The organism is Buttiauxella sp., assembly GCF_049686335.1.
Taxonomy (GTDB): domain Bacteria; phylum Pseudomonadota; class Gammaproteobacteria; order Enterobacterales; family Enterobacteriaceae; genus Buttiauxella.
This window is the reverse complement of the sequence record NZ_JBAVHX010000039.1, coordinates 13326-25854: the sequence shown is the minus strand read 5'-3', so window position 1 is coordinate 25854 and position 12529 is coordinate 13326. Positions and strand designations below refer to the sequence as shown.

Here is a 12529-nt window from a genome sequence, read left to right as displayed (position 1 = left end):
CAACACATATGGCTATGGTTCAACCCAAATCTCAAAAGCTGCGTCTGCTTACCACGCATCTGCTACTGCTGATATTTATCGCCGCGATTATGTTCCCGCTGTTGATGGTGATCGCGATTTCACTGCGTCCGGGTAACTTCGCCACCGGCAGTCTGATCCCGGATCAAATCTCCTGGGAGCACTGGAAACTGGCGCTGGGCTTCAGCGTGCAACATGCCGATGGCAGCGTAACACCTCCTCCGTTCCCGGTGCTGTTATGGCTGTGGAACTCAATCAAAATCGCGGCCATTACTGCACTGGGTATTGTCACGCTCTCAACGACCTGTGCTTACGCTTTTGCGCGTATGCGTTTCCCAGGAAAAGCGACGCTGCTCAAAGGGATGCTGATTTTCCAGATGTTCCCGGCAGTGCTGTCACTGGTGGCGTTGTACGCGTTGTTTGACCGTCTCGGCCAGTACATTCCGTTTATTGGTCTGAATACGCATGGTGGGGTGATCTTCGCCTATCTTGGCGGCATTGCGCTGCATGTGTGGACGATTAAAGGCTACTTCGAAACCATCGATAACTCGCTGGAAGAAGCGGCAGCGCTGGATGGCGCAACCCCATGGCAAGCTTTCCGCCTGGTGTTACTGCCACTGTCTGTGCCGATTCTGGCGGTAGTGTTTATTCTGTCGTTTATTGCCGCGATAACCGAAGTCCCAGTGGCATCGTTGCTGCTGCGTGATGTCAACAGCTACACCCTGGCGGTAGGTATGCAGCAATACCTCAACCCACAAAACTACTTGTGGGGCGACTTTGCCGCAGCCGCTGTGCTTTCAGCCATTCCAATTACCATCGTGTTCCTGCTGGCACAGCGCTGGTTGGTCAGCGGCCTGACGGCCGGTGGGGTGAAAGGTTAAGATTTCCTGTTCGTTATTGTTCTACCTGATGTAATTTTACCCGACAGCTCTCGGGTTAGAGCAAGGCGGCAACTGCAAGAGCCCCCAAGAGCTTACTAAAGTAAGTGACTGGGGCGAATAAAGGCAGCCAACGCAACACTAGCCCGATAGATAAAGGGTAATGCCACTGTATCCCTCATTTGACTTTGTATTTTCTTCGGCGGCCTTCGGGCCGCCTTTTTTATTCGCGCTTTAAACGGCTGCTGTTACACAGCCACAGCGTAATCACCAGCAGCAAAATCGCCCCAGAATAAATCAGCACGTCCAGCGGCTGCTTATGGTCGATGATGATAAGCCGCACGATAGCGGTGATGCCGATATAGATAAAGTAGCGCAGTGGGAAGTGATAACCCGACTGGAAGTACTTGACGATCAAGGCGATAAATTCGAAATACAGGAAGTAAACTACCAGCCCTTCGATAAACAGATATTTGCTGACCTGTTCGCCAGGAGTAAAGAGCACATTGGCTAAATGCAGAGTTTCTTTGCCGAGGAAGATAATGAGGATCAGACCAAGAGTGAGCAGGGCCAGATTGAGTACCGTTTGCAAAACGGTGGCGATCAACTCAACGCGGGTGATAGTCGTCATAACAGCACCTCGTGGGTTAGGGTCCCGAGGGGATGTTATACGTTGAAAGTGTGATCTGGATCTAGTTTATTTACTTATATGTTGGGGATGAGCCAGGGTTTATCGCGAAGCGGCAATTTAAAACCGGGCGACGGGGTCGCCAGGGAAGTGTCGTAACTCCCCTGGCACGTTCACCGTTAGCGGGTGTCTGTGGGAAAACAAAACGCTACGGTGAGCGGAAAAATCACCGCTCAGGCATATCCTGTAGTCCCACTACCCCCACTATCTAAAATTAATATCCCGATCGCTCGTCATCCCATACAACTCAAACTTACGTCCCAACATCTGTCCACCGTCACGCGTCAGTGGCGTCCAGCTCACTTGTGCACGGCTGCGAGTTGGTGAGGATGAGAACACATCCAGCGGTACGTTGACGTAGAAACCTTTGGTAAAGTCCCCTTCCCCATACTCTTCTTTTGACACGTTAGTAATCGTCGCGTAAGTCCCGACCACCACCCCGCTGTCGAAGCGTTTGGAGATTTCCAGCGTGCCGCCTTTATCTTTCGCCAGATACTGGCCAACGCTCAGTTTCACCAGAACATCATCGGCAAACGGCGGCGTCCAGTAGCCAGTGATATGGCCGGTTGGCGCGCTGTAATCCGTGAACTTCATCATGTCCAGCGAACTGGTCCAGTCACGCTGTTTGACGTAGTTGGCGTTAGCCCCAATCGCCCAGTTGCTGTCGACCGGGCGATACAGCACTTCCGCCCCCACCCCGCCATACATGGTTTCGAGATAGCCGCCGTAAACCTGTCCATACCAGCTGTTACCCAGATACTGGAAGTAGTTGGCTTGCAGGTTATTGACGTAAACATCGTTCTCAACGTAGTCGCGCACGTGAGTACGCACACGCGGCAGCGTCGAGTCAGCCGGTGGATTGGTGTAGTTAAATTTGTCGTAGTTATTGGCGATATTGGCAAACAGGCTGCCGGTGGTCAGCAAATGATCCGTCACCCACCAGTCGGCGGTGCCCATCACCCCAACCTGATACATATAGAAACTTTCAGGCCCACCAAAAGATTGATTCAAAACCGGATTAATCGAGAAATTCACTTTCGATTTATCGATGAAATACCCTTGTTCGGTTTTCTCTGGCACCACGGGCTCAACACGTTTCTGCACCAGTTGAGTTTCATGCCCAAGCGGTTCGCCTTCCAGCTGATGACGTAGACTCGCAACATCCGTTTCGGTGGTCACTTGCGGCATATTCAGACGCGTTTCGTTAATGCGAACGGTGCGGATATTCTCCGGCAGGTCGTTCATGATGATGCGATTGGCGCGCTCGATCCCTTCGCGGGAATCGCGATATTTCACCTGTTCGCCCGTCACATACAAGGTATCGCCTTTGACCTGAATATTTGGATTGGCAAAGCCCGCGTTGTATTTGAGCTGCGTCAGTTGGTTGGCGACCACCGTTGGCTGCAAAATTTCATCTTGCGGCTGCGGCTGGTATTGCGGGCGACGGCTATCGTTGTAACTCGGGCGTAAGTCGTTGAAGTTGGTACGCAACGTGACGCCAAACATAAAGGTATTGCCGCGCTCATAGCTAACGTTAACGTCTGCCCAATCGGCTACACGGTAGATAGCGCCGACGTTAAAGTTACTACGCTGCTCGAGTTTCCCGGCAAAATCTTGCGTGTAATTATTGCCTTCGTATTCCAGCTTCAGGCGTAGCGGTTGCCATGGAGTCTGGTATTCGATACCACCGAATAATGACGCGGGACCATGAAACATGCCGCTGAAATTAAATGAACCGGCCTGATTGTAGCTGTTGTCGCGATAGCAAAAGCCATCGCTGACTTCGCAAAACGGGTTCTTGACGTTCCCGCTGGTGCCCATATAACCCCAGCCCATCCCAAGGGTAAAATCGAACGGTCCCCAGGCTTTGCTCGCCACCACATATTCACTGTCGAACAGCCCCGTACCGCCTAAGTCGCGTACCCCAACCGCCACTTGCGGCAGGTAATATCCCTCTTCCCAAAGACGGATTTTCATGTCGAAGGCTTTATCTTTATAGGTCTGATCCCCCGAGAAAGCATCGACATTGCTGTACTGTCTGGTGCGCACGTCGGTGTAGCGCAGCGTCGTTTCCAGCCATGGGAAAAGCTGCACCGAAGCCGAGTAAAAGCGGTACTGATCGTTATCGCGATAGTTGAGGCTAAATTCCCCTTCGCGTGCCATGCGTGCCGTAGGGGTTTGCAGCAAACCCACACCGCCGAAATCCGATTGTGACGGGCCGACAGGTGCGGGGAAAGTTTCTGCGTGGACGGCAGAAGAAACAGCCAGAGCCAACAGGCTGTAGAGCGTTTTTTTCTTCATCAATCCGGTCTCCGATGCGTCAGAGAATTAAGGATTTGCTGATTCAGGTCGTTGAAATCAGAATTAAAAAGGTGGTCTTTAAAACCCACAAACAGGATGCTTCCCGGGGTAAGTTCGACATGGCGATTATTCCAGTAGGCCACCGGCGCTTTTTGCGTTTTACCATCCGGATAAATCACCCAGGCGTAGCTGCGGTCGGCGCCACTGAGTTTGTCGATGCCATCGAGATATTCATCCGCGCTGCGCCCGGCAACGAAAGGCTTTGCACCCGGTGAACTTACCAGGCCCATCAGTGTGATGGTGGACGGCTGCGGCCCTGCCCACAGGCTGTAGTCGCCTTGCAATGGAACATTAGCGCGAGGATGGACACGCACCCAGTCAGGATCGAGGTCGACAAACTGCCGTCCGGTAACGTGAACAGCCTGCATTTGCTGGCGTAATCCGTTGATTGCGGCGGCATCATCACCCTCTTCCTGCGCTGCTAATGCGCTTAATGAAGCCAGTAATTTCTGATGCTGTTGTTCTGCAACTGCTGATGCCTGTCGCTCGCTGATGACAGCACCCGGCCACCATGCGTGAGCCAGTGACGGTTGGGAAACCAGGTCGGCCAGCCGTTCGACGTTTTTAATGGGTTGATTTTGTGGGTAAATCGTTACGTTTCCAGCCGCCCAGGCGCTGAATTGTAGAGTGGATAAGGTCAGCGCCGCAAAAACATGTCGGATGACGCTCCGCTTATCCGACCTACAAAACCGTAGAGTGGATAAACAACACGTCATCCACCATTTCGCCACGTTCCGTAGGGTGGATAAGCAACGCGTCATCCACCATTTCGCCACATTCCGTAGAGTGGATAAGCAACACGTCATCCACCATTTCGCCACATTCCGTAGAGTGGATAAACAACACGTCATCCACCATTTCGCCACATTCCGTAGAGTGGATAAGCAACGCGTCATCCACCATGTGGTTGAAGAAAGCGTCATCGCTTTTATTTTCATTGTTTCGCCGCCTTCAACAGAATCGTGGTAACTGGCCAATAATCCGGGCCAAGAAATTGTTTTGACTGGCGCACCTGGCCTTCGCTGTCTATCCAGAAACGGTTATGCCAGGATTTTCCCGCAGCCGTCACTTCTTCGTCGAGGACGCGAACCGACGTGGTGCTCGTCGCCACTTTCAGCGTGTCGGTCCCATCCCAGGTGAAAGTCGAATGCGCGGTCGCCATACGCACCTGCTGATGTTCGGTCCAGGCCATTTGTCGTGTCCAGCCAGCGCCATCCACAATCTGGTTCGCTTTTGCCAGCGGATCGCTTGCCTGATTAGTCACTTGCTGGAGGTTGTCGCCAAGTCCTGTGGTTTTCACGATGCGGCCATTTTCCGTGACGATCATCGCCCGGTCCTGGGTGACCCATTTTTGTAGGCCTTCTTCGTCATAGGCCAACACCACAAATATCTGCGGGCCGTTATTAATGCGCATGTACTGGCTGGCGTAGCGCATATTCTGAATCTCGTCACTGGTGAGCTGAATACCGTCTTCACCCACAATGCTGTGCCAAAGCGACGAGCCAAGGCCTTTGGTGGAGTCAGAACAAGCCTGAAGTAACAAGCAGGCAAGAAGAATTGCGAGTCGCTGCACGAGGTTTTCCCGGAGTAGAAATAACCACACCGAAGTGTGGTTAGAGTTAAATCACCCGCTAAATTAACGGGTGCTGGTCGTCGTGGTGGTTGTTGTCCCAGTGTTGGAACCATCACCGCCACCGGTTGCAGCAAGTGCTACACCCACTGCCGACCCGACAGTGCTGGCGCTGGTCGCAGTAGAACTACCTGCTGACACAGAAGTCGCTTGTGCGCCGGCTGCTTCGCCTACCGATACGGGATCAGCAATCGCAGCGCCAGCAGCTGCCAGCGTGAATATGGCAAAAGCGCCATAAAGAACTTTCTTCATAACAATTTCCCTTCATTGAATGAATGGAGATTTGCCCAAAAGAGTTTCAGGCGTTTCGAGTATACACAACAAATAATAGGGTTAGACCGATGCGGGAAATATGGAAGGCGCTTTAAGATAGTTGGAAATATAACGACAAAGCAAATAATGACATACAATTTATCAGCTATAAAACAATGAGTTAATATATAAAAACCACACCATTCAATCTAATTAATCTGAAAGTAACCCTCCTGAATTATCAGGATATAGGCATTTTTAGGATTAACCTCACTCAGGGAAATTGAGGATAATAAGCATCAAGGGGATTTATCTTATAAATATTATCTAGCAATAAATAAGCCGGCACATAAGGCCGGCTTATTTTTAATTCCAGCGGCTAATTATGCGCGCCAGGATTTATAACGGTTGATTAGGCCGTTTGTAGAACTGTCGTGAGTGCTAATTTCTGCGTTATCGCCCAGCTCCGGCAGAATACGGTTAGCCAGTTGCTTACCTAATTCAACGCCCCACTGATCGAAGGTGAAGATGTTCAGAATGGCACCCTGAGTGAAGATCTTGTGCTCATACAGCGCAATCAGTGCGCCGAGGCTGAACGGGGTGATTTCACGCAGCAGGATGGAGTTAGTTGGGCGGTTACCTTCGAACACTTTGAACGGCACAACGTGTTCCAGAGTTTTCGGGTCTTTACCCTGGTCCGCATATTCCTGCTCAACCACATCGCGAGCTTTACCGAACGCCAGCGCTTCTGTCTGTGCGAAGAAGTTAGACAGCAGTTTTGGATGATGATCAGAAAGCGGGTTGTGGGTGGTTGCCGGTGCGATGAAATCGCAAGGAACCATTTTGGTGCCCTGGTGAATCAGCTGGTAGAACGCGTGCTGACCGTTGGTGCCCGGCTCGCCCCAGATGATTGGGCCAGTCTGGTAATCCACGGCGTTGCCGTTACGGTCAACATACTTACCGTTGGATTCCATGTTGCCCTGCTGGAAATAAGCAGCAAAGCGGTGCATGTACTGGTCGTATGGCAGAATTGCTTCGGTTTCAGCACCGAAGAAATTGTTGTACCAGATACCGATCAGCGCCAGCAGCACTGGCAGGTTCTGTTCTGCCGGAGTGTTAGCAAAATGCTTATCCATGGCGTGCGCGCCTGACAGCAGTTCAACAAAGTTTTCGTAGCCGACAGACAGGATGATAGACAGGCCAATCGCGGACCACAGGGAGTAACGGCCACCGACCCAGTCCCAGAACTCAAACATGTTGGCAGTATCGATACCGAACTCACCGACGGCTTTCGCGTTGGTAGACAGTGCCGCAAAGTGCTTCGCTACGTGTTTGTTATCGCCAGCGGTTGCCAGGAACCAGTCACGCGCGCTGTGGGCGTTGGTCATGGTTTCTTGAGTGGTGAAGGTTTTAGATGCGACCAGGAACAGCGTGGTTTCTGGGTCAACATTCTTGAGAACTTCAGCGATATGCGTGCCATCAACGTTGGATACAAAGTGCATGTTGAGGTGGTTTTTGTACGGACGCAGCGCTTCGGTCACCATGAATGGGCCGAGGTCTGAACCGCCAATACCGATGTTCACCACATCAGTGATCGCTTTGCCGGTGTAGCCTTTCCAGTTGCCGCTAATAATGCTTTCGGAGAAGGTTTTCATCTTTTCCAGCACCGCGTTCACTTCTGGCATTACGTCCTTGCCATCGACCACGATTGGCGTGTTGCTGCGGTTACGCAGGGCAACGTGCAGCACGGCACGGTCTTCAGTACGGTTAATCTTCTCACCAGAGAACATGGACTTGATAGCGCCCTGCAAATCCGTCTCTTTCGCCAGCGCCTGCAGCTTAGACAGAGTTTCTTCAGTGATGCGGTTTTTGGAGTAATCCACCAGCATTAAATCATCGAAAGTGGCGGAGAACTTAGTAAAACGGTCGGCATCCTGTGCGAAAAGCTCAGCGATAGTGACATCTTTCATTTCGTCAAAATGCGTTTGCAAAGCCTGCCATGCAGCGGTCTGCGTTGGGTTGATATTTTTCATAGCGATACCCTTTTGATTTGAGAACTGTGACTGCGCTCAATTGTATATCCACAAAACCGGATTTGTGATGATTTTTCTACCCCTTCACCGGGAATACCGTTTCAGGTTATGTGCCAGCGAAAGGATCGTCGACCTGCCCGGCGCGTTTTCGCCACCGGTAATAAAAATTTCCAGAAAAAATCAACAGGAGCAATCTGAGTCGCCTGTGCGCCAAAGGTGTAACTATCAAAGTGGCGTGACTACATGAATATTTTGGTTGGCTGGATTATTTGGATAAAAATCGCGGGGAAGCACCTTAATTTAGCGTCTGAAAGGAGGAAAAACTATTCGGTTAAATGGACAAACTCATCCGACCTTATCCCGCATCCTGCCTGCACTGGCAGAGAATGAAAAGTCCGCCTCTTCCAGGCGTTGACATCTGTCGCGTTACCTTTTATTTGTATACGGCTACTTGCTCACTTGTGAGTAAGCCAGAAGAGGCGCGTCGCCCAGGTATCGTGTCTGAGGAGCCAATCCGCAGACGACACAGGAGGGGGAGCGACGCCGAGATAATATGCGTATGGCAGCGTATGTTATCGACTACAAGGGCTGAATCCCTTGGGTTGTCACCGAAGCATTCGGCAATTGGATGCTTATACCCGGACACATTGCGTTCTAATGTACAGACTCTGGGTAGACAAGGTGGGGCGCTTCTGGGTGTATCCGTAGTTCAGGTTTTCTTTTCTACGTCTGCCCCTTTCCCGCTCCCCCCCTTGTGCCAAGGCTGAAAATTTAATGCCATTACCCCGGAATTTTTCGTGTGCATCCAAACATGATGCAGGCTGAAGAATGACGGACTGGTCCCTGACACGAGGTTGTAATGTCTTACCCACAAACCGTTATCGCCAAATTTGGCGGCACCAGCGTAGCTGATTACGACGCAATGAATCGCAGTGCTGATGTTGTGCTTGCCGATGAAAACGTTCGCGTAGTGGTACTTTCCGCATCTGCGGGTATCACCAACTTACTGGTTGCGCTGGCACAAGGCCTGGAAGCGACGCAGCGTTTTGTTAAGCTCGATGCCATTCGCAAAATTCAGTATGACATCGTCGAGCGTTTGGCGAATCCGCAGATCATCCGCGAAGAGATTGAACGCCTGCTTGAAAACATCACCACTCTTGCTGAAGCGGCATCACTGGCGACATCTACCGCGTTAACTGACGAACTGGTCAGCCATGGCGAATTGATGTCTACCTTGCTGTTTGTCGAGATCCTGCGTGAGCGCAAAGTCGACGCACAATGGTTTGATATCCGCAAAATTATGCGCACCAACGACCGTTTTGGCCGTGCTGAACCTGATGTGGCGACATTAGCAGAGCTGGCGAGTCAGCAGTTGCAACCACGTCTGGCGCAATCTCTGGTGATTACTCAAGGCTTTATCGGTAGCGAAGCCAAAGGCCGCACCACCACGCTTGGCCGTGGCGGTAGCGATTACACGGCGGCATTGTTGGGTGAAGCACTGAAAGCCACTCGTGTTGATATCTGGACTGATGTTCCTGGCATTTACACCACCGATCCGCGCATGGTGCCATCAGCAAAACGCATCGATAAAATCGCCTTTGAAGAAGCCGCTGAAATGGCGACCTTCGGCGCCAAAGTCCTGCATCCGGCGACCTTACTGCCTGCGGTTCGATGTGACATTCCGGTGTTTGTCGGCTCCAGCAAAGATCCAAAAGCGGGCGGCACCCTGGTCTGCAACGAAACTGACAATCCACCGTTGTTCCGTGCTCTGGCCGTTCGTCGCAAACAAACGCTGGTGACGCTAAGCAGCCTGAGCATGTTGCACGCTCACGGTTTCCTCGCCGAAGTATTCAATATACTGGCGCACCACAATATTTCCGTAGACTTGATTACCACGTCCGAAGTGAGCATCGCGCTGACGCTGGATACTACCGGTTCAACTTCAACTGATGAAAGCCTGCTGACCAGCGCATTGCTGACGGAGCTTTCCTCGCTATGCCGCGTGGAAGTAGAAGAAAACCTCGCGTTGGTCGCCATCATCGGTAACAAACTGTCCAAAGCGTGTGGCGTGGGCAAAGAGGTGTTTGGCGTACTTGAGCCGTTCAATATCCGCATGATTTGCTACGGTGCATCCAGCTATAACCTGTGCTTCCTGGTGCCTGGCGATGACGTCGAACAAGTGGTGCAAAAACTTCACCACAATCTGTTTGAATAAATTCTAATCTCATGCAATGAATACCAAATGCCGGGCTCGATCCCGGCATTTTTATAACCATAAAACAACACAACACTTGCAAGGATCTCAATATGCTCGCTGTATTCACCCGGCTGTTTCCGCTGTGGGCGGTACTGCTGTCTGTACTCGCCTATTACACTCCCGCGACGTTCACCCCCATCGGCCCATGGGTCAGCACGCTATTGATGCTGATTATGTTTGGTATGGGCGTGCATCTTCGCATCGATGACTTTAAACGAGTGTTATCACGCCCGGCGCCTGTCGCGGCGGGGACGTTTCTGCACTACCTGATTATGCCGCTGGCGGCATGGGTACTGGCGAAGCTGTTCCATATGCCACCTGATCTTTCCGCTGGCATGGTGCTGGTTGGCAGTGTGGCGAGTGGTACCGCGTCAAATGTGATGATTTATCTGGCAAAAGGCGATGTGGCACTCTCCGTGACCATTTCTTCTGTTTCCACGTTAGTTGGCGTGTTTGCCACACCTCTGCTGACGCGTTTGTATGTCGATGCGGATATCAAAGTAGATGTGATGGGTATGCTGATGAGCATCCTGCAAATTGTGGTTATCCCTATTGGCCTCGGTTTGATTGTGCACCATCTGTTCCCGCGCCTGGTAAAGCGTGTAGAGCCGTATCTACCGGCATTTTCAATGCTGTGTATTCTGGCGATTATCAGCGCCGTGGTGGCCGGTTCGGCTTCGCATATCGCATCGGTTGGGCTGATGGTGATTATTGCGGTCATCCTGCATAACGGAATTGGATTACTGAGCGGATACTGGGGCGGGAAGCTGTTTGGCTTTGATGAATCCACATGTCGCACCCTGGCAATCGAAGTGGGTATGCAGAATTCAGGCCTTGCGGCGACGCTCGGCAAGATCTACTTCTCGCCACTGGCTGCTCTGCCTGGTGCGCTGTTCTCGGTGTGGCACAATCTGTCCGGCTCGATTCTGGCGGGTTACTGGTCTGGCAAACCGATTGATGAAAACAAAGGTAAGCGTTTGAAAAAACGTCGCGCTTAATTCATTGCTGATTTAGCCAAAAGCTCGGGAAACCGGGCTTTTTTGCTTTTAACGCTGCGAAAGGCTGACAATCTTGCCAATGCAACTGGCAGTATTTACCCACATTTTAGAGGAACTTTACGACCAGAAGCTGATTTTTACTGAGCTGGCGGGCAGTTTGCTTTACACTGGAGGCCACTTCTTAAGAGGCCGCAACAATGTCCACATCAAGACTGACACAGCAAGATATGACCGAAGCCGAGCAGCGCGAACTGAAAACGCGGCTAGACCGCGCACGCATCGCCCATGGTCGTCCCCTGACAAACTCAGAAATCAACCACGTTAAAAAAACTTATATCGACCAATTAATGGAAGCGCGTGAACAGGCGGCTAAAAAAGTTCGCCAGATCAAAAAGCAAAAAGCAGCAAAACCAGATACATCAGCGACCTATTCCTGGTCTGCCAACAGCCATTCACGCGGAAAGCGCTAACCTAGCGCCCTTTCTTTTTACGCCCTGGCTGGGCAAAGCGTTTGCGTGAAGCAAGCTCTGCCGGGGTTTTCGCGCTGCTCTTTGGCCCTGCACTTGCCGGTTTTTTTGCCACGGCGGGTTTGGCCTTTGGTTTTTTCGCAGGCTTCGCTTCGGAAGAAGAGTTCTCAATCAGTTTAAACAGCTCAACCAACTCATCGTCAGATAAATCACGCCATTCACCCAGCGGCAGCCCTTTCATGCTGACGTTCATAATGCGAGTACGTTCAAGCTTCGTCACTTCATAACCAAAGTGTTCGCACATACGGCGAATCTGGCGGTTAAGGCCTTGTACCAGAGTGATGCGAAACACAAACGGCGCTTCTTTCTTCACTTTGCATTTTTTGGTTACCGTTCCCAACATCGGAACGCCTGCGCCCATGCCACGAATAAATTCGTCAGTGACCAGTTTGTTCACCGTGACCACGTACTCTTTTTCATGGTCGTTGCCAGCTCGCAGGATTTTATTCACCAGATCGCCATGGTTGGTGAGGAAAATCAGCCCCTGAGAGTCTTTATCTAAACGCCCAATCGGGAAAACACGTTTGCTGTGATTAACGAAATCGACAATGTTGTCCTTTTCGCCATCTTCGGTAGTGCTCACGATACCCACAGGCTTATTCAGCGCGATGAGAACCAAATCGTCTTCGTCACGGGGTTCGATTAACTGACCGTTGACCTTCACCACATCTCCGGCAAATACCTGATCACCAATCGCGGCGCGTTTGCCGTTGATAAAAACATTTCCCTGTTCGATGTAACGGTCGGCGTCACGGCGGGAGCAGATACCGCTCTCGCTAATGTATTTGTTCAGACGTGTAGATGAATTGGGCAGCATGGTTCCTCCGTAAAACCTGGAATATACCTTACCTGAGGAGCGATGCGAACAGGCAGCACGTAGTTTGTCT

General features: G+C 51.4%; 12 protein-coding genes and 1 riboswitch. Of the genes, 4 read left to right on the top strand and 8 right to left on the bottom strand.

Annotated features, from left to right (window positions below; all coding sequences use genetic code 11):
• Positions 1-8: 8 nt before the first annotated feature.
• Positions 9-899, top strand: coding sequence for a maltose ABC transporter permease MalG (gene malG / locus WBL83_RS22035; protein ID WP_424591113.1), 891 nt, complete (start codon positions 9-11; stop codon positions 897-899).
• Between the two features lie 220 nt (positions 900-1119).
• Here the strand turns inward: malG and psiE are convergent, their stop codons facing one another.
• The 7 genes from psiE to pgi form a co-directional block, all read right to left on the bottom strand.
• On the bottom strand, positions 1120-1527 hold the full coding sequence (gene psiE, locus WBL83_RS22030; protein WP_424591112.1) for a phosphate-starvation-inducible protein PsiE: 408 nt from the start codon (positions 1525-1527) through the stop codon (positions 1120-1122).
• A gap of 261 nt (positions 1528-1788) precedes the next feature.
• Positions 1789-3885, bottom strand: a complete 2097-nt coding sequence (locus WBL83_RS22025; RefSeq protein WP_424591111.1) for a YjbH domain-containing protein — start codon at positions 3883-3885, stop codon at positions 1789-1791.
• Complete coding sequence (locus WBL83_RS22020; protein ID WP_424591110.1) at positions 3885-4661, bottom strand: capsule biosynthesis GfcC D2 domain-containing protein; 777 nt, start codon at positions 4659-4661, stop codon at positions 3885-3887. The genes WBL83_RS22025 and WBL83_RS22020 overlap by 1 nt, the downstream gene beginning before the upstream one ends.
• Positions 4627-4833, bottom strand: a complete 207-nt coding sequence (locus tag WBL83_RS22015; protein WP_424591109.1) for a hypothetical protein — start codon at positions 4831-4833, stop codon at positions 4627-4629. The genes WBL83_RS22020 and WBL83_RS22015 overlap by 35 nt, the downstream gene beginning before the upstream one ends.
• A 46-nt stretch (positions 4834-4879) precedes the next feature.
• Entirely contained in the window at positions 4880-5518 is a 639-nt protein-coding gene (locus WBL83_RS22010) for a YjbF family lipoprotein (protein WP_424591108.1), read from the bottom strand.
• Positions 5519-5581: 63 nt separating this feature from the next.
• Positions 5582-5827: an exopolysaccharide production protein YjbE gene (yjbE, locus tag WBL83_RS22005; RefSeq protein ID WP_424591107.1), complete on the bottom strand. Its 246-nt coding sequence runs from the start codon at positions 5825-5827 to the stop codon at positions 5582-5584.
• Positions 5828-6210: 383 nt separating this feature from the next.
• Positions 6211-7860, bottom strand: a complete 1650-nt coding sequence (gene pgi / locus WBL83_RS22000; protein WP_424591106.1) for a glucose-6-phosphate isomerase — start codon at positions 7858-7860, stop codon at positions 6211-6213.
• A 466-nt stretch (positions 7861-8326) separates the two neighbouring features.
• A riboswitch (Lysine riboswitch) is annotated at positions 8327-8560 on the top strand.
• A gap of 159 nt (positions 8561-8719) precedes the next feature.
• Here pgi and lysC point away from each other — a divergent pair.
• The 3 genes from lysC (at position 8720) to WBL83_RS21985 (ending at position 11585) form a co-directional block, all read left to right on the top strand.
• Positions 8720-10075: a lysine-sensitive aspartokinase 3 gene (lysC, locus tag WBL83_RS21995; protein WP_424591105.1), complete on the top strand. Its 1356-nt coding sequence runs from the start codon at positions 8720-8722 to the stop codon at positions 10073-10075.
• A gap of 92 nt (positions 10076-10167) precedes the next feature.
• Entirely contained in the window at positions 10168-11115 is a 948-nt protein-coding gene (gene panS, locus WBL83_RS21990; protein ID WP_424591104.1) for a ketopantoate/pantoate/pantothenate transporter PanS, read from the top strand.
• 197 nt (positions 11116-11312) lie between these two features.
• Positions 11313-11585, top strand: coding sequence for a DUF3811 domain-containing protein (locus WBL83_RS21985; RefSeq protein WP_064541291.1), 273 nt, complete (start codon positions 11313-11315; stop codon positions 11583-11585).
• Between the two features lies 1 nt (position 11586).
• Here the strand turns inward: WBL83_RS21985 and rluF are convergent, their stop codons facing one another.
• On the bottom strand, positions 11587-12459 hold the full coding sequence (gene rluF, locus WBL83_RS21980; protein WP_424591103.1) for a 23S rRNA pseudouridine(2604) synthase RluF: 873 nt from the start codon (positions 12457-12459) through the stop codon (positions 11587-11589).
• Positions 12460-12529 lie beyond the last annotated feature (70 nt).

What these genes read in the sequence shown, in the direction of transcription:
- malG (WP_424591113.1), top strand. Translation starts at nt 9, where the DNA reads ATGGCTATGGTTCAACCCAAATCTCAAAAGCTGCGTCTGCTTACCACG.
- psiE (WP_424591112.1), bottom strand. Translation starts at nt 1,527, where the DNA reads ATGACGACTATCACCCGCGTTGAGTTGATCGCCACCGTTTTGCAAACG.
- WBL83_RS22025 (WP_424591111.1), bottom strand. Translation starts at nt 3,885, where the DNA reads ATGAAGAAAAAAACGCTCTACAGCCTGTTGGCTCTGGCTGTTTCTTCT.
- WBL83_RS22020 (WP_424591110.1), bottom strand. Translation starts at nt 4,661, where the DNA reads ATGACGTGTTGTTTATCCACTCTACGGTTTTGTAGGTCGGATAAGCGG.
- yjbE (WP_424591107.1), bottom strand. Translation starts at nt 5,827, where the DNA reads ATGAAGAAAGTTCTTTATGGCGCTTTTGCCATATTCACGCTGGCAGCT.
- pgi (WP_424591106.1), bottom strand. Translation starts at nt 7,860, where the DNA reads ATGAAAAATATCAACCCAACGCAGACCGCTGCATGGCAGGCTTTGCAA.
- lysC (WP_424591105.1), top strand. Translation starts at nt 8,720, where the DNA reads ATGTCTTACCCACAAACCGTTATCGCCAAATTTGGCGGCACCAGCGTA.
- panS (WP_424591104.1), top strand. Translation starts at nt 10,168, where the DNA reads ATGCTCGCTGTATTCACCCGGCTGTTTCCGCTGTGGGCGGTACTGCTG.
- WBL83_RS21985 (WP_064541291.1), top strand. Translation starts at nt 11,313, where the DNA reads ATGTCCACATCAAGACTGACACAGCAAGATATGACCGAAGCCGAGCAG.
- rluF (WP_424591103.1), bottom strand. Translation starts at nt 12,459, where the DNA reads ATGCTGCCCAATTCATCTACACGTCTGAACAAATACATTAGCGAGAGC.